Source organism: Sinorhizobium sp. BG8 (assembly GCF_016864555.1).
Classification (GTDB): domain Bacteria; phylum Pseudomonadota; class Alphaproteobacteria; order Rhizobiales; family Rhizobiaceae; genus BG8.
On record NZ_CP044012.1, the window covers coordinates 231,338 to 250,744 of the forward strand.

At 58.2% G+C, this 19,407-nt stretch carries 18 protein-coding genes and 1 riboswitch; of the genes, 6 read left to right on the forward strand and 12 right to left on the reverse strand.

Translation table 11 applies throughout. From position 1 onward, the window contains the following. Window position 1 precedes the first annotated feature (1 nt). From F3Y30_RS22200 to F3Y30_RS22210, 3 genes are read right to left on the reverse strand one after another with little or no spacing between them, the layout of a single operon-like run. The gene (locus F3Y30_RS22200; RefSeq protein WP_203427340.1) at window positions 2–883 is read right to left on the reverse strand and encodes a branched-chain amino acid ABC transporter permease; all 882 of its coding nucleotides are present in this window, start codon (window positions 881–883) and stop codon (window positions 2–4) included. A gap of 10 nt (window positions 884–893) precedes the next feature. Then, complete coding sequence (locus F3Y30_RS22205; RefSeq protein WP_203427341.1) at window positions 894–1,661, reverse strand: ABC transporter ATP-binding protein; 768 nt, start codon at window positions 1,659–1,661, stop codon at window positions 894–896. Between the two features lie 5 nt (window positions 1,662–1,666). Beyond that, window positions 1,667–3,085, reverse strand: coding sequence for an LLM class flavin-dependent oxidoreductase (locus tag F3Y30_RS22210; RefSeq protein ID WP_203427342.1), 1,419 nt, complete (start codon window positions 3,083–3,085; stop codon window positions 1,667–1,669). Window positions 3,086–3,507: 422 nt separating this feature from the next. Between F3Y30_RS22210 and rpsU the strand changes: the two genes are divergently transcribed. Next, window positions 3,508–3,741: a 30S ribosomal protein S21 gene (gene rpsU / locus F3Y30_RS22215; protein WP_203427343.1), complete on the forward strand. Its 234-nt coding sequence runs from the start codon at window positions 3,508–3,510 to the stop codon at window positions 3,739–3,741. Between the two features lie 426 nt (window positions 3,742–4,167). On the opposite strand, the gene ribB is transcribed toward rpsU, so the two are convergent. The 6 genes from ribB to F3Y30_RS22245 all read right to left on the reverse strand — a co-directional run bounded on the left by ribB (window position 4,168) and on the right by F3Y30_RS22245 (window position 10,232). Next, a complete protein-coding gene (ribB, locus tag F3Y30_RS22220) occupies window positions 4,168–4,791 on the reverse strand; it encodes a 3,4-dihydroxy-2-butanone-4-phosphate synthase (protein ID WP_203427344.1) in 624 nt (207 codons plus the stop codon). Between the two features lie 109 nt (window positions 4,792–4,900). After that, a riboswitch (FMN riboswitch) is annotated at window positions 4,901–5,047 on the reverse strand. An 83-nt stretch (window positions 5,048–5,130) separates the two neighbouring features. Continuing rightward, the gene (gene tpiA, locus F3Y30_RS22225; RefSeq protein ID WP_203427345.1) at window positions 5,131–5,877 is read right to left on the reverse strand and encodes a triose-phosphate isomerase; all 747 of its coding nucleotides are present in this window, start codon (window positions 5,875–5,877) and stop codon (window positions 5,131–5,133) included. Between the two features lie 5 nt (window positions 5,878–5,882). Beyond that, window positions 5,883–6,671, reverse strand: a complete 789-nt coding sequence (locus tag F3Y30_RS22230) for an SDR family oxidoreductase (protein ID WP_203427346.1) — start codon at window positions 6,669–6,671, stop codon at window positions 5,883–5,885. A 14-nt stretch (window positions 6,672–6,685) separates the two neighbouring features. Beyond that, window positions 6,686–8,173, reverse strand: coding sequence for a sugar ABC transporter ATP-binding protein (locus F3Y30_RS22235; RefSeq protein ID WP_203427347.1), 1,488 nt, complete (start codon window positions 8,171–8,173; stop codon window positions 6,686–6,688). 26 nt (window positions 8,174–8,199) lie between these two features. After that, the gene (locus F3Y30_RS22240; protein WP_203427348.1) at window positions 8,200–9,132 is read right to left on the reverse strand and encodes a substrate-binding domain-containing protein; all 933 of its coding nucleotides are present in this window, start codon (window positions 9,130–9,132) and stop codon (window positions 8,200–8,202) included. Window positions 9,133–9,257: 125 nt separating this feature from the next. Further along, on the reverse strand, window positions 9,258–10,232 hold the full coding sequence (locus F3Y30_RS22245; RefSeq protein WP_203427349.1) for an ABC transporter permease: 975 nt from the start codon (window positions 10,230–10,232) through the stop codon (window positions 9,258–9,260). Window positions 10,233–10,444: 212 nt separating this feature from the next. Here F3Y30_RS22245 and F3Y30_RS22250 point away from each other — a divergent pair, with 212 nt between their 5' ends. From F3Y30_RS22250 to F3Y30_RS22270, 5 genes are all read left to right on the forward strand, one after another. Continuing rightward, window positions 10,445–11,254 carry a transketolase gene (locus tag F3Y30_RS22250; protein WP_203427350.1) on the forward strand — a complete coding sequence of 270 codons (810 nt, stop codon included), beginning with the start codon at window positions 10,445–10,447 and terminating at the stop codon, window positions 11,252–11,254. Then, window positions 11,254–12,225 (forward strand): transketolase family protein, encoded by a 972-nt coding sequence (locus tag F3Y30_RS22255; RefSeq protein WP_203427351.1) that lies wholly within the window; start codon window positions 11,254–11,256, stop codon window positions 12,223–12,225. The genes F3Y30_RS22250 and F3Y30_RS22255 overlap by 1 nt, the downstream gene beginning before the upstream one ends. Window positions 12,226–12,301: 76 nt before the next feature. Then, window positions 12,302–13,771, forward strand: a complete 1,470-nt coding sequence (locus tag F3Y30_RS22260) for an FGGY-family carbohydrate kinase (protein WP_203427352.1) — start codon at window positions 12,302–12,304, stop codon at window positions 13,769–13,771. A gap of 22 nt (window positions 13,772–13,793) precedes the next feature. Continuing rightward, complete coding sequence (locus tag F3Y30_RS22265) at window positions 13,794–14,744, forward strand: sugar-binding transcriptional regulator (protein ID WP_203427353.1); 951 nt, start codon at window positions 13,794–13,796, stop codon at window positions 14,742–14,744. A 50-nt stretch (window positions 14,745–14,794) separates the two neighbouring features. Next, window positions 14,795–15,580 (forward strand): SDR family oxidoreductase, encoded by a 786-nt coding sequence (locus F3Y30_RS22270; protein WP_203427604.1) that lies wholly within the window; start codon window positions 14,795–14,797, stop codon window positions 15,578–15,580. A gap of 214 nt (window positions 15,581–15,794) precedes the next feature. Here F3Y30_RS22270 and F3Y30_RS22275 read toward each other — a convergent pair whose 3' ends face one another. The 3 genes from F3Y30_RS22275 to F3Y30_RS22285 form a co-directional block, all read right to left on the reverse strand. Beyond that, complete coding sequence (locus F3Y30_RS22275; RefSeq protein ID WP_203427354.1) at window positions 15,795–16,028, reverse strand: hypothetical protein; 234 nt, start codon at window positions 16,026–16,028, stop codon at window positions 15,795–15,797. Window positions 16,029–16,745: 717 nt separating this feature from the next. Next, the gene (locus F3Y30_RS22280) at window positions 16,746–17,366 is read right to left on the reverse strand and encodes a response regulator (RefSeq protein ID WP_203427355.1); all 621 of its coding nucleotides are present in this window, start codon (window positions 17,364–17,366) and stop codon (window positions 16,746–16,748) included. Further along, window positions 17,356–19,257, reverse strand: a complete 1,902-nt coding sequence (locus F3Y30_RS22285) for a PAS domain S-box protein (RefSeq protein ID WP_203427356.1) — start codon at window positions 19,255–19,257, stop codon at window positions 17,356–17,358. The genes F3Y30_RS22280 and F3Y30_RS22285 overlap by 11 nt, the downstream gene beginning before the upstream one ends. Window positions 19,258–19,407 lie beyond the last annotated feature (150 nt).

Sequence of the window (19,407 nt, forward strand, 5' to 3'; positions counted from 1 at the left end):
GTCAGACCCTTTCGATGTCGCGATCGCCGAAAAGACCGGCGGGACGAACGAGGAGAAATGCGACGGCGAGGATGTAGGCGAACCAGGTCGAAACGCTGCCGTTGACCAGCGGGCCGAGATAGATATCGGCCAGCGCCTCGCTGGCGCCGACGATGAGCCCGCCGACGATGGCGCCGGGGATCGAGGAGAAGCCACCAATGATCAGAACAGGCAGCGCCTTCAGCGTGATGAGCGACAGCGAATACTGGACGCCTTGCCGCGCGCCCCAGAGCAAGCCGGCGATCAGAGCGACTATACCGGCAACGCTCCAGACAATGCGCCAGATGACGGGAAGACGGATGCCGATCGATTGGGCGGCCAGCGTATCGTCGGCCACGGCGCGAAGCGACACGCCCATGCGTGTCTTGCTGAAGACGATCGCAAGCACAACGACGAGAGCAATGACGATGAGCGAGGCGACGATATCGAACCAACTGATAAACAATCCGCCGTAATCCTCGGCGATATCCTCGATGCCGATGTCGAGCATATGCACGTCGGTTCCGAGAAAAAACTGCGCCGCGCCGTCGATGACGAAGGAGAGTCCAAGCGTGGCCATGAACAGGGTCAGCGGATCGCGGTTGCGAAGCGGACGCAGAACCAGCGCCTCGATGACGACAGCCGTCACGATCATCAGTGCGGAGGTTGCCGCGAAGGCGACCCAGAAATTTATCCCGCGCTCGACGAGCGTCACGAACACCAGCGCCGCCAGAAAGACCATGGCGCCCTGGGCGAAGTTGAAGACGCCTGAAGCCTTGTAGATCAGCACGAAGCCAATGGCGACGAGGCCATACATCAGACCGGCAAAAAGACCGGCGATCAGAGTTTCGAGAAAATAGGCCACGCCCGTCCCCTTAGTGAACTGTGCCGAGATAGGCGGCGATGACATCGGGATTGTTGCGCACCTCATCCGGTGCGCCATCGGCAACCTTTCGTCCGTAGTCGAGGACGACGATATGGCTGGCGAGCCCGAGCACGATGCCAACATCATGCTCGATCAACACAATGGTCGTGCCGAAGGCGCGATTAACCTCGCTGATGATGCGGCTCATGTCCTGCTTTTCATCCTGGTTCATGCCGGCCATCGGCTCGTCGAGCAGCAGGAGCTTGGGCTCGGAAACCAGGGCGCGCGCGAGATCGACCCGCTTCTGGATGCCATAGGGCAGCGTCGAGACGATCCGCCCGACGTAGGTTTCCAATCCGAGGAAGGCGATCACCCGTTCGGCCCGCGCGCTGAAATCACCGCGCTCTTTCCTGTCACGGCCGAAACGGAAGACGTTTTCGAAGAAGCTCGCCTCACCGCGGCGGGAAAGGCCAGAAAGGACGTTCTCCCGTACGCTCAACCGGCGAAACAGCGCATTGTGCTGGAAGGTGCGCCCGATGCCGAGACGTGCGGCGGTGCCCGGCCGGATCGCGCCAAAATGGCTACCATCGAAGACGATATCTCCAGAATCGGCTCGATAAACGCCATTGATAACGTTCAGCAATGAGCTCTTGCCGGCGCCATTCGGGCCGATTAGTGCGCAAATTTCGCCCTGGGCAACCGTGAAACTCAGTGAATTCAGCGCCTTCACACCACGGAAGGAAAGCGAGACGTCATTCAGCTCAAGCAGGTTTGTCATGAACCTCAGCCCTTCGCGCTCTTCAGGGCGGTCACGACGGCACCTGCTTCGCGTCGCTTCACGGCTTCGATATCGCGATATCCCGCACCCGGATGACTGGCGGGAAGATAGGGACCGTCGCCAAAGAGCTTTTCGCGCAACGTGCCCGGCTTGTAGGCCGTTGGATAAGCTCCGCGCTTCTGCAGTTCCGGCACAATGAAATTGACGACATCCTCGAAGCTGTCCGGCGTCACCGCATAGGCGAGATTGAAGCCATCGACATCGGTATCCTCGACCCATTCCTGCAGGATGTCGGCGATGCGTTCGGGTGAACCGACAATGACCGGTCCGAGACCGCCGATGCCGCCGAACTGCGCAAGCTCGTCAATGGTCCAGGACTTGTCACCACCCGCCAGGTGTTCGACCACCGACTGGATCGCATTGGTCTCGACCTTCTTGACGAGATCGGTGGGCGCGTACTGACCGAAGTCGATACCGCTCCAGCCGGACATGAAGACGAGCGAGCCGTCATAGGAGACGTAGCTCTTGTACTCCTCGAATTTCTTCTGCGCCTTTTCCTCGGTCTCGTCGGTGATGATCGTCAGCAGGGTGTAGATATAGACCTTGCTCGGATCGCGCCCTGCCGCCGCCGCACGCTGGCGGATCTCCGCCACATAGGCCTTGAGCACCGACTTGGTTGGCGCGGCAACGAAGACACATTCGGCATGCTGAGCCGCGAAGGACTTGCCGGGACCGGATGCGCCCGCCTGGTAGAGAACCGGTGTGCGCTGCGGCGAAGGCTCGGTCAGGCTGTAGCCGGGAACATCGAAATATTTGCCCTTGTGCCCAATCTCATGAACCTTTTCCGGATGGGTAAAGATGCGCTTGTCGCCATCGCGCACCACCGCGCCCTCTTCCCATGAACCCTCCAGCAGTTTGTAGAGGACCTCGACATATTCGCCCGCCACATCATAGCGATTGTCATGGCGGCGCAGTCCTCCTTCTCCGATGTTCTTGGCGCCGCTTTCGAGATAGGACGTGACAATGTTCCAACCGACGCGACCCTTCGAATGATGGTCCGCAGTCGCGATCCGACGGGCAAACGTGTAGGGATGCTCAAAGGATGTCGAAGCGGTGATGCCTATGCCGAGATGTTCGGTCGCGAGCGCGATTGGGGCTGCGAGCTGCAGCGGGTCGTTGACCGGGATCTGCGCTGCCTGATGGATCGCGTGGTAGTTCGAGCCCTTGTAGACGTCATAATAGCCAATAACGTCTGCGATGAAGATACCATCGAAAATACCGCGCTCCAGCGTGCGGGCGAGATCCTGCCAGTAATCCAGATCCTTGTATTTCCACGATTTGTCACGCGGATGCGCCCATAGACCGGGCGACTGATGGCCCACGCAGTTCATGTCGAAGGCGTTGAAGCGGATTGCCCTGGTCATCGTTCGGCCCCTTATTTGCGATGAGGAAGCCTAGTTGGCGACGAGATGTTAATACAGTTTCTCTATATTTTATATGTACTATTTTCAAAAAATTCGTTCCTCAGATCGGTCTGTGGAGAGCATAAGCTGGTTCTTGGACCGTTTAGGCCCCCATCGATGGTGGCTATATAGAGAACAGGCTTGTCTGACTTACACACTCGAAAAGAACAGAACCAACACTCCGTTTCACGCGGGATAACGACCCGGCTTGCCATGGGGGACATCCCATGCGGTCGCAAACCCTGCTTCAGATGATCTTTGGCTTGCGCTAATAAAGAGAACTTCTCCACTTCTTAAGGAGCCGCCAGCAAAATTTTCCTTGGTTTAAGAACCAGAGTTTGTAATTTGCGTGCGACAATTTTCGATAGTTCAAAGGAAGTTCCATGCAGGTTTTGGTTCGCGACAACAATGTCGATCAGGCGCTCCGCGTATTAAAGAAGAAGCTTCAGCGGGAAGGCATTTTTCGCGAAATGCGCACGCGCGAGGCTTTCGAAAAGCCATCCGTGAAGAAAGCACGTGAAAAGGCAGAGGCAATCAGCCGCCAGCGCAAGCTTGCGCGCAAAAAGATGCAGCGTGAAGGTCTCTTGCCCTCCCCTAAGAAGAAACCTGGCAGATAATCCCGAACGATCAGACGCATTGCGGTTCACGAAAATCTGGTCCCGCGTCCGATCTCGCGGTCCCACCTGATGACGAAAGCAGAGATGACAGCCGCGGAGGCAGTTCAATCGCCTCTCTGAAATTCGAGTCGAAGAGATAGTCGCAGCAGCCCTCCAAAACGGCGCGCTTCATTTGGCGCGCCCTCTTGGCATCTTGCTGGATGTCCCGCTTGCAGCTTTGGGTGAAATTCCCGGCGGCAAATGTCAATCGGTGGAATACGCGGCAAGAAAACGGTTCGGGGTAACACATCGAGAAGTTCTAGGAGCCTGCAGTCAGTTTACTCCCGATGAGATACGAAAATGTGGCCCGCATAATGGAGCCCTTGCCTTTTGTGTTATAGCCCCCGGGATGCCGACATGGCCCCCCGGAGGCTTCAGAGGTCTGACTTACGCAGCGGAAACCATGTTCTGTTCCATGAACTGAATCAGGTCTTGGATCGTTATGAGCGGCATTTTGTGTACTTCGGCGAACAACAAAAGATCAGGAAGTCGAGCCATCGTTCCATCATCATTTGCGACTTCACAGATCACACCGGACCCTGCCATACCAGCCATACGCGCGAGATCCACGGCCGCTTCCGTGTGACCGGGGCGAGCACAAACACCGCCAGGGTGGGCGCGGAGTGGGAAAATGTGACCGGGACGGGCAAATTCCGAAGATCGGGCTTCGGGGTCCATCAGAGCCTTGACCGTCGCGGCGCGATCGGATGCGGAGATACCAGTGGTCGTTCCGGGCAGGTAATCGACGGACACGGTGAAAGCCGTCTTGTGCAGTTCTGTGTTCTGCGGAACCATTAACGGGATATCCAAAGCGTCGAGACGCTGACCTTCCATCGCCACACAGATCAGTCCGCGCGCATATTTCATCATGAAAGCAATGGTCTCCGGAGTCACCGCCTCCGAAGCGACTATGATGTCGCCTTCGTTCTCGCGGTCCTCGTCATCCACCACGACGATCATCTCGCCACGCGCCAATGCCGCGATTGCGTCTTCAATTTTCGAGATTGCCATTTCATTGCCTTTCAAGGGTGCCGTTTTCGGCGTTAAACCGCGGCTTTCGACCGCTATTCATCCCTTGGGCGAACAGGCCCGCATACCGCTCGAACGAGCGGCTCTACAGACATGTTCTCTTCCATCCGGACTTTAACCGTCGGCCCCGGCCTCTCACCGGGTCTGCTGACCTTCCACTTTCGCGGAAGCGCTCGCGGGCTCCCGGATCACTCCGGATACCGCCGGTGGGGAGTTTCACCCCGCCCTGAGAACACTGTTTAAATAGCTCCGACACCGGGACAGATTCAAGAAAAAAGCATCAACAATCTGTTCACCATCGCAACACGCACCGAGGTGACGTCAATGCGCTGATAGCACCTCTGCTATCGCCACGAAGTCGGACGCTTTCAGCGATGCTCCCCCAACAAGTGCACCATCCACATAATCGACAGCGAAAATTGATGCAGCATTGTCTGGCTTTACCGACCCACCATATAGCAAGGAGATCGAGCCTCCTGAGCCTCCAAATCGCTGCTTAAGAGCTTCGTACATCGCCAGATGAACTTCTCCTATTTGCGCAACTGTCGGCACCCGCCCCGTGCCGATCGCCCATACAGGTTCGTACGCAATGACGGTGTTTGCGGCGGTGGCAACTGCGGGGACGGAGGCCGCGAGCTGTCGCTCGACAATCTCAATTGTTCGCCCGGCATCGCGCTCTTCCTGCGTTTCGCCAACGCAAATGATGGCCACCAGGCCACTCTGTGTTGCTGCAGCCGCTTTAGTTGACACCAGGTTATCAGTCTCACGGTGGTCCGACCTACGCTCCGAATGACCAAGGATGACATACCTCGCACCGGCGTCCAGAAGCATTTCCGCCGAAGTGTCCCCCGTAAACGCGCCCGATCGTTGAGGGTGGCAATCCTGGCCTCCAACCGAAAGCTTCGAGCTGCAGCAGACGACGCTGGCGCGCTCGATGAGCGTGAATGGAGGAACGACGACGAGACCGCATGTCAGCCGTTCCGCAGCGTCAGCCATCGCTTTGATCTCTCCCAGTGACGAGGAGAGACCGTTCATTTTCCAGTTTCCTACAAGCAGTTTCTTACGCATTTCCATCACCAGCAGCAGAAGCCACCATCGACAAGCAAATCAACTCCGGTAACGAAACTCGAAGCGTTCGATAACAGGAACACGGCAGGGCCCACCATTTCGTCGACGTCCGCCATGCGCTGCATCGGCGTCTGCTCTTCGAACAGCTTCGTCTGATGCACCATTTCAGGCCGGGTGTTCATTGGTGTTGCTGTGTATCCCGGGCTGATCGTGTTTACGCGAATGCCGCGAGCGACCCATTCCATCGCCATCGACTTGGTCATGTGGATGACGCCTGCCTTGGAAGCGTTGTAGTGACACTGGTTGAGCCCACGATTGACGATAACACCGGACATTGAGGCGATATTGACGATAGAACCGCGTCCGGACTTCAACATCGCCCGCGCTTCCGCCTGGCAAGACAGGAATACGCCCTTCAGGTTGATGTCCATCATAGTCTGGAACTGGGTTTCTTCCATCTCCTCCGCCGGATTGGCATTGGCAATGCCCGCCGCATTGACGGCAAGCGTCAGAGAACCGAGTTCCGCCTCGGTTCGCGCAACCGCTTCGTTGAGCGCTGCACCGCTAGTAACGTCGGCGGCGATCTGGATGCTTCGACGCCCTGCCCGTGCGATGAAATCTGCCGTGTTGGCGAGACCGTCATCCGTGCGGCGGTCGAGCAAGGCGACATCTGCCCCGCACTGGGCAAGTCCAATCGCAATGCGTTGGCCTATACCACTGCCGGCACCCGTCACGATCGCGACGTTCCCCGAAAGATCGAACAGCTTTGGCGCATTGAGCTTGATGTCAGACATTAAGTATTTCCTTTTCAGATCGTTGCCAGTTCCATAACCGAGACGTCGTTTGCGTCCTCGCGATTCAGGATACCGGCCTGTTTTCCCTGAGCCATGACCATGATACGACCGGAGACACCCAGCACTTCTTCGAGATCGGAACTAACCACGATCACGGCGACGCCTTCGCGGGCGAGATCCATGATAAGGTCGTAGATTGATGAGCGCGCGCCGACGTCGATGCCGCGTGTCGGCTCATCCAGCACCACCACCTGTGGCTTGCGCGCCAGCCATTTCGCAAGCACCACTTTCTGCTGATTGCCGCCCGACAATTCGCCGGCATTCTGTCCGCCACGACCCTTGACGCCAAAGCGCTTGATAAACTCGTCGGCGAACTCGCTGATGCGGCGCTTCGATATCCAGCCGTTTGGGGAAATTTTCTCGAGATTTGCGTAAGCAATGTTTTCTGCGATTGAATGATCAAGCACGACGCCCTGCAGCTTGCGATCTTCCGGCACAAGAACGATGCCGTTGCGGATAGCATCGATCGGCGACCGCGGCGTGACCGGCTTGCCGTGCAGTAAGACCTCACCGGCGGAAATCGGATCGGCTCCGGTGATGGCGCGTACAAGCTCGGTGCGTCCTGCACCCATAAGGCCAGCAATTCCGAATACCTCGCCCTTGCGGACGGAGAAATTGATGTCGCGAAACTCATTGGAGGGCGCGGAAAGCCCGCGAACCTCAAGCGCTATATGCTCCGAGGGTACAGGAAGGGTGGGAAACATGCGCTCCAGCGAGCGGCCGACCATCGCCTCAACGATGGTGCGGATCGGAACGTCGCCAGTGTCGAATTCCTGCACCTTCGCCCCGTCGCGCATGACAACGATGCGGTCGGCGATCTGGCGGATTTCCTCAAGACGATGCGAAATATAGATAATACCGACGCCATCCGCCTTCAGCCGGGCGATCTGCTGAAACAGGAGCTGGGTTTCTTCGCCACCGAGTGCCGCCGTCGGTTCGTCGAGGATGAGAAGGCGCGCGTTGAGCGTCAGCGCCTTGGCGATTTCGATGAGCTGCTGCTTTCCGGTGGAGAGACCTTCGACAAGTCGGTCCGGCGAAACATCGAGGCCGAGCCTCTTCAGGCCATTTCTGGCGCGCTCTTCCATCCCCTTGCGGTCGATACGGCCACCCTTCATGGGATAGCGGCCGACGAAGACGTTTTCAGCGATTGAAAGCTTGGGGAGAAGCTTGAGCTCCTGATGGATCATGCCCACGCCCTCGTCCAGAGCGGCGCGGGGATTGGCGGGGGCATAGGCTGCCCCCGACCACGTCATTTCTCCTTCGGACGGCTGAACGGTACCGGAAATGATGTTCGACAATGTCGATTTTCCGGCGCCGTTTTCACCGAGCAGCGCCACAACCTCTCCCGGATAGATGTCGAGATCGACACCGTGGAGAACCTTGATCGGACCGTAGGATTTCTGGACCCCACGGAGCGAGAGGATGGGAGAACGGGTCGTCATGGCACTGCCTTTCGCATCAGGATGTGTTACGGATGGCTCTTGACGAATTCCGGGGCGTTTTCGCAGGTTGTCAGAACCGCGTTCGGTGTCTGGCGCTCTTCAACCTTCTGGCCGGCAGCGACAGCGATTGCGGATTCGACAGCCAAGACACCCATCTTCTGCGTGCTCTGGGTCGCGGTCGCGATGAACGGCCCCTTGCACTTTGCGAGGTATTCGAGGGCCGACACGTCGCCGTCATAGCCACCGATGATCACCTTGTCGGAAAGGTTGGCGACATCGACAGCCTTGGCAGCGCCCATGGCAAGACCGTCAGCCTGGCCAAAGATGATCGTGATGTCCGGATTTGCCTGCAGCATGTTCTGGGCTATCGAGAAACCCTCATCCGCCGACCACATGTTGCTCCACTGCTGATCGACCAGTTCGACGCCCTTGTTCTCGTCAATAGCGCGCTTGCAACCGGTGAAGCGATCGACTTCCGGTGTCGTGCCCTTCTGGCCATGGATGATCGCCATCTTGCCCGAGCCGCCAGCCTTGCCGATGATGTACTTGCACACTTCGTAAGCAGATTCGACGCTCTCGCCAGCGATAAACGTATCACCAGGCGCACCTTCCGGCGTGCGGTCGACATTGATAACAGGAATGCCGGCATCTCGGGCAAGCCGGGTCGGTACAGCGGCTGCAGCCGCACCAGCCGGAATATAGATGAAAGCGTTGATATCCTGCGTCATCAGGTCTTGTACCTGGCTGACCTGGGTGTTGGTGTCGTTCTTCGCATCGACCACAACGACCTCGATGCCCTTCTCCTTGGCATGCTTTTCGACGCCGAGCTTGATTTGGTTGAAGAAGTCAGCCTGCAGGTTCGGTACAGCAAGGCCAATCTTCTTGACTTCGGCAGCGGTCGCCGGAAGCGTGAGCATCGACACGGCAGTTGCCGCCAGCAACAGTTTGGACAGTTTCATAGTTTCTCCTCCGAGTTGACCCGGTGACCCCTGCCCTCGCAGGTGGCACCTTCCCTTTTGCCGGTCCGCACCATTGCGGACCGTTTTCACCACCTCACCGCGTTCCAGCGGCCAGATGAAATTTCTTATTTTCTTTTGCGGTAGGTTTCCGCCGTAACGGCGAGAACGATGACGGCGCCGATAATGACCTGCTGCATGAAGGGCGAAACGCTGAGCAGGTTGAGGCCGTTGCGCAGCACGCCGATGATCAGGACACCGATAATGGTACCGCCGATGCCACCCGTACCGCCCGACAGCGAGGTGCCGCCGATGACGACCGCCGCGATGGCGTCGAGCTCATACGAAACACCCGAGGACGGCTGGACGGAGTCGAGGCGTGCTGCAAGCACCATGCCGGAAAGGCCGGCGAGAAAGCTGCACACCACATAGACGAGAACGGTTGCGCGCTGAACATTGATGCCCGCGAGACGCGCCACCTCCGGATTGCCGCCGATGGCATAAAGCACGCGTCCGCCATGGCGATAGCGCTGATAGAGAAGACCGATGATGAAAACTACGACCATCACGGCAACCGTCAACGTCAGGAAGCCGCCGAAGCGCACGATGGCCATCATGTTGAACCACGCCGGAAAGCCGATGATCTGCTGGCCGTCGGTGATCATGTTGGCAAGGCCACGCGCGATCGACATCATGGCAAGCGTCGCTATGAAAGGCGGCACGTTAAAACGCGTGATTAACAATCCGGCGAGTAAACCGTTCACAGAAGCGGCAGCCAGCGCAAGCGGGATTGCCAGTTCCATCGGCACCCCGGCCACGACGTTGAGATAACCCAGCACCATCATCGCCAGCGCCATCACCGAGCCAACGGCGAGATCAATGCCGCCGATAAGAATCACCAGCGTCATGCCGACAGCCATGACGCCAAGCACCGTGATCTGATCCAGAACATTGAGGAAATTCCGCACCGACAAGAACTTGTCCGTCGCAAAGGTGAGGAAGAGGCAGAGCACGATAAGCCCGATGAGCGGGCCAGTCGCCCCACGTAGGGACGGAAGAATTCCGCCGACAAACGCCTGTCTTTCTTTTACTGCCGCCACCATCAGCGCCTCTCCTCCAAGCCCGACCACCGTAACAATTCATTGTCACGCATAAATATTCAGTAACGTGTGTAAATTCTAAACCGCCATTAATCTGCCTGTCAATACATCGCAGGCGGCTTATTTTTTGACCACTCCCGCTCATTTCGACTTGACTTGCGGGCATTACGTGCAAATATAAAGCCACCTGTATATTTATTCACTGAGAGGGTTTCATGCAGCCGAACGATCTCGACCGCATCGCTCGACAGATCCGACTTCGCGATCTGCAGGCGGTTTTCGAAGCCGGCGCCGGCCATATCGGCGGGGAAATGTCGGCGATCGACATTCTGACGGCGCTTTATTTCCGTGTTCTACGTGTGTGGCCTGACCAGCCCAGGAACCCGGAGCGCGACCGCTTCGTCCTATCGAAAGGTCACGTTGCGCTGGCTCTCTACGTGACGCTCGCCAGGCGTGGCTTCATCCCTGAGGAGGAGGTCAGCACGTTTCTCAAGCCGCATTCGCGGCTCAATGGGCACCCGAACTGCAACAAGGTCCCCGGTGTTGAGACCAATACCGGCCCACTCGGCCATGGTTTGCCTGTTGCAGTCGGCATGGCGAAGGCCGCCAAGCTGACGGGCGCGAAATACCATACTTACGTGATGACCGGCGATGGTGAAATGCAGGAAGGCTCGAACTGGGAGGCGATCGCATCGGCCGCGCAGTTCGGCCTCAACAATCTAACCCTCATTATCGACCACAACCGCTTTCAGCAGGGTGCTTCGCTGAAGGACACCAACAATCTCGCGCCCTTTCCAGCCAAACTCGAAGCATTCGGCTGGGATGTCACCGAGATCAACGGCAATGCCATGGACGAGATCGTTCCCGCGCTGGAAAAGCGAGGCGACCGGCCGCACTGCGTTGTCGCCCATACCAACAAGGGGCACGGCATTTCCTTCATGCAGGACACTGTTGATTGGCACCACAAGGTACCGAATGCCGATCAATACAAAATTGCCGTTGCTGAGCTTTCGGAGGCGCTGTGATGAAAGACGTGATGATCTCTCCCAAGCTGCATGACTGCCGTGACGCCTTCGTTGCCACGCTGGAGCGCCTCGGCGCGGATAACTCAAAAATCGTTGCCGTCTGCAACGACTCCGTCGGATCTTCCAAGCTTGGCGGCTTCAAGTCCAAGTGGCCGGAACGGCTCGTCAATGTCGGGATTGCCGAACAGAACATGGTCGGCGTGGGCGCCGGCCTCGCCAATGGCGGCTTGCTGCCGTTCGTTTGCGGCGCTGCGTGCTTCCTGACCGGTCGCTCGCTGGAGCAGATTAAGGCAGACATCGCCTACTCCAACGCCAATGTGAAGCTAATCGGCATTTCCTCTGGGATGGCCTATGGTGAACTTGGGCCGACACATCATTCCATCGAAGACTTCGCCTGGACCCGCGTGCTTCCGAACCTGCCGGTGATCGCACCGTGCGATTCCATCGAGACCGCTGCTGCCGTTGAATGGGCCGCAAACTACGATGGTCCTGTTTTCCTTCGTCTCTCGCGTGTCGGCGTGCCGGATTTGCTTCCGCCAGATCACAAGTTCGAGGTCGGCAAGGCCAATCTGTTGCGTGACGGCGATGCCATCACGCTGATCGCCAACGGCACGCTGACCCATCGCATGATGAAGGCTGCCGAAATTCTCTCCACACAGGGCATCGAGGCGCGTGTCCTGAACATGGCGACGGTTCGTCCGATTGATGTCGACGCTGTTGTCGCCGCTGCCCGCGAGACCGGAGCGATCCTGACCGCGGAAGAGCATTCCACCTTTGGCGGCCTAGGTTCAGCCATTGCCGAGATTGTGGTCGCGGAAGCCCCCGTGCCGATGAAAATCCTTGGGGTTCCGGGTATTTTTGCCCCGACTGGATCGGCCGAGTTCCTGCTCGATGAATTCGGAATGTCCCCTGCATCCATCGCCGATGCGGCGGTTGCCCTCATTGCACGGACATCTTCCCGCCCATCCTGATGTGCGTTTAGATTCCGTGTCGGGCGCGACGAGACCTCCCTGGTCGCGCCCCCAATTCCTGCCTACCGGAGCCGCCATGACGACCGCCATTCTCGCCATCGACCAAGGTACGACGAACTCGAAAGCGGTGCTGGTCTCGACATCAGGCGAAATCCTGTCACGCGGCGCCTCACCGGTCGGTATTGAACATCCCCAGCCGGGTTGGGTCGAGCAGAGCCCGATACGCCTATGGGACTCCGTGAAAGAGGCGATTGCTGCTTGCCTTGAGGCTGGCCCCGCCGCCGATATTCTGGGTGTCGCAATTTCCAACCAACGCGAATCCGTCACCGTATGGGATGCTGCCACCGGCAAACCGCTCGGTCCCGTCGTCAGTTGGCAATGCCGACGCAGTGCACCTGTCTGTGCCGAACTCGTCGCTGCCGGCCATGCGCCACGCGTGCAGGCGCTTACCGGCTTGCCAATCGATCCGATGTTTCCAGGCCCCAAGATGAGGTGGTTGCTGGATCGCGTTCCCGCAGGCCATGACATCCGCCTTGGCACGATTGATGCCTGGCTTATCCATTGCTTCACAGATGGGGCGGTTCATGCCTGTGATGCCGCCAATGCTGCCCGCAGTCAGCTTTATGATCTCAACAGGCAGGTTTGGAGCGACGAACTCTGCGCACTCTTCGGCGTTCCGAAATCCACGCTGCCCGAGGTCCGCGACAGCGCGGCACAGTTTGGCGTGACTAAAAATGTGCCGGGCCTCGCCGACGGTATCCCGATCGCTTCGGCGATCGGTGACAGCCATGCCGCTCTCTTCGGTCACGGAGCCTTCAATCCCGGCGACGGCAAGGTGACTTTCGGCACTGGCTCGTCGATCATGACAACCCTCCCGCAGTTCATTGCGCCGGAAAAGGGCATCACCACGACGATCGCCTGGTCGATCGGCGGAAAACCGACCTATGCCTTCGAGGGCAACATACTGGTATCCGCCGCATCGCTGCCGTGGATGGCCGACATGCTCGGGCTCCCAGATGTGCAGGCGCTGACCGAACTTGCGGCGACCGCTCAATCCGGTGGCCCCGGTTTTGTCCCCGCCTTTGTCGGCCTTGGCGCTCCCCACTGGCATTCCGATGCGCGGGCACTATTCTCCGGCATCACCTTCAACACCACGCGCGCCCAGATGGCACGCGCCGTGACGGATTCCATCGCCTTTCAGGTTCACGACGTCTTCAAAGCCATGGCCTCCCAATCACCGACACCACTCGGTCGCCTTTATGCGGATGGCGGCCCCAGCAAGAATGAATTCCTCATGCAATGCGTGGCAGACACGCTGAACCACACCATCATTCAGTGCGACGCACCAGAAGCCTCGGCCCTTGGCGCGGCCTATCTTGCCGGCCTTTCACTCGGCATCTGGCAGGATCTGGCGGCAATCGCAGCCCTGCCCCGCATGGGCAACAAGATCGCGCCACGCGCGTCAGATACGCCGGAGCGCCTTCAGGTGTGGCAGGACGCAATCTACCGCTCGACCGTCTCACGACCTTCATCTATGAGTGAATAAAAATTCACTATTGGAGGTCTCCATGGGACGGCTGAACGAATTGCGACTGATCGCCCGAATTGCCCAGATGTATCACGTCGAGGGCAAGCGGCAGGCAGAGATTGCCGAGATCATGCATATGTCGCAAGCGACCGTTTCACGCATGCTGAAGCGCGCAGAGCAGGAAGATATTGTCCGAACGACCGTCATTCCGCCAGCAGGTACCTTTGCCGATCTGGAGACCGCTCTGCGCGACCGCTACAATCTGACCGAAGCCATTGTCATTGACTGTTCCGAGGATCGCGACGGTGCGATCATGGCGCGGATCGGTGAGGCAGCCGCCCACTTTCTTGAGGTTACCCTGCAGCAGGACGAGATTGTCGGCGTTTCAAGCTGGAGCCAGACGATCCTGCGCATGGTGGACAATATCCACCCGCTCAAAAACGCCAAGGCGAAGTACATCGTGCAGATCCTCGGCGGCATGGGCGACGCTTCCGTACAGACCCACGCAACCCAGCTAACCGCGCGACTTGCAAAGCTCACTGGCGGTGAGCCGCGACTCCTTCTCGTGCAAGGCATCACCTCATCACGGGAAGCCAAGCTTGTCATGCTCGCCGATCCCGTGGTGCGTGAAACGATGGACCTGTTTGGCCGTCTCAGCCTCGCCATTGTTGGTATTGGCGCGGTCGAACCATCGGAATTGCTGGCCCGATCAGGCAACACTTTTTCTCGCCAGGAAATGGCGATGCTGCATGAGGCCGGAGCCGTCGGCGAGATTTCCTATCGCTTTTACGACAGGGATGGAAAACCGGTCGAAACCCCGCTCAACGATCGGGTCATCGGTCTTTCCCTCGAAGAGCTACGAAAGACCGACCGCGTCATGGCCTTGGCCGGCGGAGAATCCAAAACCCAAGCCATCGCCGGCGCCCTGAAACTGGGCGTCATCGATGTGCTTGTCACCGACAAGTTCACAGCAGCACGGCTCACCGCCTGATCCATCCGGGATCAATATTCGGCCTGCTGCATATTATGGAGGATAAGACCATGAGACGTTTCGCAGGCCAGACCGTATTCGTGACCGGAGGCAACAAGGGCATCGGCCGGGGCATTGCCAAGCGCTTTGCTGAGGAAGGCGCCAAAGTCGCTATCGCCGCGATTGAAAAGGATACGCCGAGCGTCGCCGAAGTACTTGCGGCTGAAACCGGCTCCGAGGTCATCGGCTTCGCTCTTGACGTGACCGACATCAAGGCGATCAAGGAGACTTATGGCGAGACCGAAGCAAAGCTTGGCGCCCTTTCAGTATCCGTGCAAAACGCCGGCGTCATCACCATCGCGAAAGTGGAAGACCTGACCGAGCGCGAATGGGACCTGAACCTTGATGTCAATACCAAGGGTGTCTTCTTGTGCTGCCAGGAGGCGATTCGCCGATTTCGCGCCACCGGCACCAAAGGCCGCCTCATCAACACGGCGTCTGGACAGGCTCGCCAAGGGTTCATCTACACGCCGCACTACGCCGCCTCGAAATTCGGCGTGGTCGGCCTGACACAGAGCCTCGCAAAAGAACTCGCGCGTGAAAGCATTACAGCAAACGCAATTTGCCCGGGCATCATCCACACCGAGATGTGGGACTACAACGATCGCGTTTGGGGTAAAATGCTCGGGGAATACGGGCCGGGGGAGCTTATGGCCGAATGGGTCGAGGGTATCCCGATGGGCCGGGCCGGCACACCGGCCGAGGTTGGTGCCCTTGTCGCGTTCCTTGCGTCGGCCGACGCAGCCTACATCACTGGGCAAACCATCAACGTCGATGGTGGCCTCATAATGTCATAGTGGCTCGCGCTCACAAGCTCTCGACTATTATTCGCGCGCTTCCTGCGAGGCGCGCGAGACCATCGTTACGAAGTCAATGGTCTTGACGGGATCAGAACCAATGCCCCGGTTCGCGGCGGCACTTCAATTCGCGTTTGAGATCAAAACGTGGGTGTCAGGCCATTCAGGGTGATCCGGCCGCCCTGCTGCGGCCTTTCTGGCGTCGATGGAGGCTTCATGAAGCCTGGAACGTCACCGTCACACCGCGCTGGCGAAAGTAGGCCTGCATAAGCTTCCTGCCAGAACGATTGTTTTGCACGAGCTTAGCGGGGTCGAACACAGCCTCTTTCAAACCCGCCCGCGCCAAAGCTGCCTTGAGGGTCGCGATATGCAGGTCGATGTCAGCATTGTCCGCCTGGAGCGATTCATATATCCGGTTTGTTGCATCTGCTACGGTCGGCTCACTCACGAGTGTTCTCCCTTTTGGCTGGCGCCCGCTACATTTTGGTGGTTGATCCTATTGTAGTGAAAAATGCCCACGTCAATGGGAGGCGATGGATTGAATCCTTCGGTCCGCAGTCGAAGACATGTGGCACTAGAGGCAGACCGGCGCGACCCGCCCCTTGCAATTGAGAGGCTTGAGATGGGCGAGAGGGTGCGGGACCGCGACGAACTCTCTCGATAACTATTTTTTATAACAGTCTCTGGATGGAAGTAGCCGTCAGTACCGGAAAGCGACTCCATGAGTTTATCCAGTAGGCCGTCTTCATCGGTTTGAAACCGGGCGTCGGCTTGATCAGCCGCTTGAGCTCGCCGTAGTCGGTCTAAAGTGGGCCGAGCCGTTCCTCAACGCAGGAGGACGAGCCGCCTCAGAGACTGAAGCGGGCACTTTTCAGTCGAAACATTATGCGATCATGATGGCCAGAGCGTGAACAGCCTCGCAACACGCCGGGCAGGGCTCGTGGGAGCACATTCTGTCTGCCCCTAAAGCGCCGCCCACGCTTAAGTCCGTGAACGGCAGCATTGCGCCCTCTTAACAGTCATAAGGCAAGTCGTTGCCCCTGCCTGGAAGCAGACATCGTCTTGGAAAAGGCGCCCTGTCGCCTTCGCGCCAAAGGAAATCATATATGTGGCAATCGCTCCCGAAAATGCCAGCACCTCGCGAGCCAGCGGCCATCGATTTCACCTACAACAGGCCACCAGCGATTTTGACAAGGTGGGCGACTGATGTTGCCTTCATCTTTCGCATCATGTGGCCTCTGTGTAGCTTCACCGTTGGCTCTGCAAGCTGCAGCTCTGCTGCAATCTGCTTGTTCAGTTTACCGGCGATCACCAATGTCATAATCTGTCGCTCGCGTTCAGTCAGCGTCATATACCGTGTCTGGGTGGCAGCTTTCGCTGCTTTTTCATCTCGGCGGGCGGCGTCATTGGCGATTGCGCGGTTGACGGCGTCTAGCAGATCCTGCTCACGAACCGGCTTGCTAAGAACGTCTATGGCACCCGCCTTCATCGCCCGCACTGCCATGGGCACATCGACATGGGCACTGATCAAGACGACGGACCGAGGAAGATCGCTCTTTGCCAATGCCTCCTGAAACTCCAGTCCGCTTTGACCGGGAAGGCGGATGTCGAGGACGATGCATCCGGCCTTTTCGGGATCGTCCGCGGCTATGAAATCCTTAACCGAGCCGTGTGCCTCAGTGGCGAGCCCGACGGACTCGAAGAGGCCCTTCAGGGCTTCGCGCACGCTTTGATCGTCATCTATGACGATGACAGTGGGTTGCCTGTTCTTCCTGTCATCGATCAACGGCTGCATCCTTGAATTGCGAGAGCGTGAAGGTGAATGAGTTTCCGCGAGGGTGGTTGGTTGTTGCCCAGATGCGCCCCCCGTGCGCTTCAACGATGGAGCGGCAGATAGAAAGGCCCATCCCGATCCCGTCGGACTTCGTGGTATAGAATGGCTCAAACACCCGCTCGAGCTGTTCGGGCGGTATCCCCCGGCCAGTGTCGGAAACACTGACCTCGACTTCGCCTTTTGGAACTTGCCTGCACCTGACCGTCACGAGGGCTTCTGCACCACGAGGTGTTGCCTCAGCGCTGTTCATGATCAGATTGAGAAGAACCTGCTGTAGCTGCGTGCGGTCACCCAGGATATCGACGGGTTCTGGCATAAGGTCCGTGACGACCTGCAAGCCTCGCGATCGCAGCTCTTCCCGCAGAAGAAAAAGCACATCATGTAAAGCCTGCTTGAAGTCGGTCCTTTCCATCCGCACCGGCGATCTCTGGGCCATCGCGCGTATGCTGGCGACGATCTCGCCAGCACGATGCCCATCCTGCACGACACGTTCAGCTGCCAGGCGAGCCTGCTCCAGATCCCTATGTCCATCCCTAAGCCAGCGGAGGCAGGTTCCGGCATTGGTCACGATCGCCATCAGCGGCTGATTGATCTCGTGCGCTATGGAAACCGCCAGTTCGCCGATGGTCGTCAACCGTGTAACATGCGCAAGGTGGCTCTGGCTCTGGCGAAGAGATTCTTCCGCCTGTTTGCGATCCTCGATATCGACAACGACGCCGTACCACCGCACGACATTCCCTTCCGGATCGAGAAGCGGACTCTGTTGCAGGTTGAACCACCTGTATTCGCCGTCGAATCGTCTGATACGTGCGTCGACTGGATTAGGCTGCTTCGTCGCAACGACCTGTTCCCAACTCTCACGCATCCGGTCAACGTCATCGGGATGAAACATGCGATAGAAGCCAAAGCCGACAATCGCCTCGAAAGGCAGTCCGACAAAGTTGGTGAGATGCTGGTTCCAGTATTCGAGCTGCCCGTCGGGCGTGCATGACCAGGCCATGGCGGGGATCGTGTTGATGATGAGCTTAAGCTTGTGTTCGCTCTCCCTCAGCGCCGCCTCACTCTCTCTCAGAGCGATCTCGGCCCGCTGCAGATTTTCGATGTCGATATTGACGCCGTACCAGCGCACGAGGCCATTCGCATCCGTCAGTTTTCTGCCTGAGAAATAGAACCACCGGTACTGCCCATCGTCACCCCGAATGCGCCCTTTCAACCGGGTATGATCTGAAGATTCGAGGTCGCGCTTCCAGATTTCCACCATCTCGGGAATATCGTCGGGATGATAGAGATCCAGAAACCCCCATTCGAGGATCTGGTCGGCAGGCCGCCCGGCATAGTCCAGCCAACTCTGGTTGACGAAATCGGCGCTCCCGTCCGGGCGCGCTGACCAGACGAGCACCGGAAGCGAATTGATGATGAGCCTGAGGTTCTCTTCGCTTGCCGCAAGCGCAGATTTTGTCTCCCTGAGCGCATCTTCGGCGCGTTTGCGATCTTCTATATCTAGAACGACCCCGTACCATTTGGCGACGTTCCCCTCAGGATCCAGCCGAGGTCTTTGCCGGAGGGAGCACCAGCGGTATTCGCCGTCCGCGCGCCTGAGCCGACCCTCGACTTCCCTCCCTGTCTTGGCAGCCATGATGCTGCGCCATTCGAAGGCCAGACGGGTGGTGTCTGCCGGATGGAACAGCCGATAGAAATTCTCCCCGGCGATCTCTGCGAGCGGCAATCCGACATATTCAAGAAAGTGCTGACTAGCGAAGTCGAGCATGCCGTCGGACGTAGTCGACCATGCCATTGCCGGGATCAAATCAATGATCGCATCGGCTTCCTCGTGCTTGTCCAACGTCGTCCCCCAACAGTGTGTGCGGCGCAACCGCCCTGTCTCAGGTTACGCGGTTTTGCGCCGCCGCGTTAGGCGAGATTGATAGACGAAGGTCTATTTTCGCACTGCCTTGGTCTAGTTTCATGTGACCTAGATCGCAATTGAGAGCCG

Excerpts from the sequence above, each read along its gene's own strand:
- F3Y30_RS22205 (WP_203427341.1), bottom strand. The coding sequence starts at position 1,661 with ATGACAAACCTGCTTGAGCTGAATGACGTCTCGCTTTCCTTCCGTGGT.
- F3Y30_RS22210 (WP_203427342.1), bottom strand. The coding sequence starts at position 3,085 with ATGACCAGGGCAATCCGCTTCAACGCCTTCGACATGAACTGCGTGGGC.
- rpsU (WP_203427343.1), top strand. The coding sequence starts at position 3,508 with ATGCAGGTTTTGGTTCGCGACAACAATGTCGATCAGGCGCTCCGCGTA.
- ribB (WP_203427344.1), bottom strand. The coding sequence starts at position 4,791 with ATGGCAATCTCGAAAATTGAAGACGCAATCGCGGCATTGGCGCGTGGC.
- tpiA (WP_203427345.1), bottom strand. The coding sequence starts at position 5,877 with ATGCGTAAGAAACTGCTTGTAGGAAACTGGAAAATGAACGGTCTCTCC.
- F3Y30_RS22230 (WP_203427346.1), bottom strand. The coding sequence starts at position 6,671 with ATGTCTGACATCAAGCTCAATGCGCCAAAGCTGTTCGATCTTTCGGGG.
- F3Y30_RS22235 (WP_203427347.1), bottom strand. The coding sequence starts at position 8,173 with ATGACGACCCGTTCTCCCATCCTCTCGCTCCGTGGGGTCCAGAAATCC.
- F3Y30_RS22240 (WP_203427348.1), bottom strand. The coding sequence starts at position 9,132 with ATGAAACTGTCCAAACTGTTGCTGGCGGCAACTGCCGTGTCGATGCTC.
- F3Y30_RS22245 (WP_203427349.1), bottom strand. The coding sequence starts at position 10,232 with ATGGTGGCGGCAGTAAAAGAAAGACAGGCGTTTGTCGGCGGAATTCTT.
- F3Y30_RS22250 (WP_203427350.1), top strand. The coding sequence starts at position 10,445 with ATGCAGCCGAACGATCTCGACCGCATCGCTCGACAGATCCGACTTCGC.
- F3Y30_RS22255 (WP_203427351.1), top strand. The coding sequence starts at position 11,254 with ATGAAAGACGTGATGATCTCTCCCAAGCTGCATGACTGCCGTGACGCC.
- F3Y30_RS22260 (WP_203427352.1), top strand. The coding sequence starts at position 12,302 with ATGACGACCGCCATTCTCGCCATCGACCAAGGTACGACGAACTCGAAA.
- F3Y30_RS22265 (WP_203427353.1), top strand. The coding sequence starts at position 13,794 with ATGGGACGGCTGAACGAATTGCGACTGATCGCCCGAATTGCCCAGATG.
- F3Y30_RS22270 (WP_203427604.1), top strand. The coding sequence starts at position 14,795 with ATGAGACGTTTCGCAGGCCAGACCGTATTCGTGACCGGAGGCAACAAG.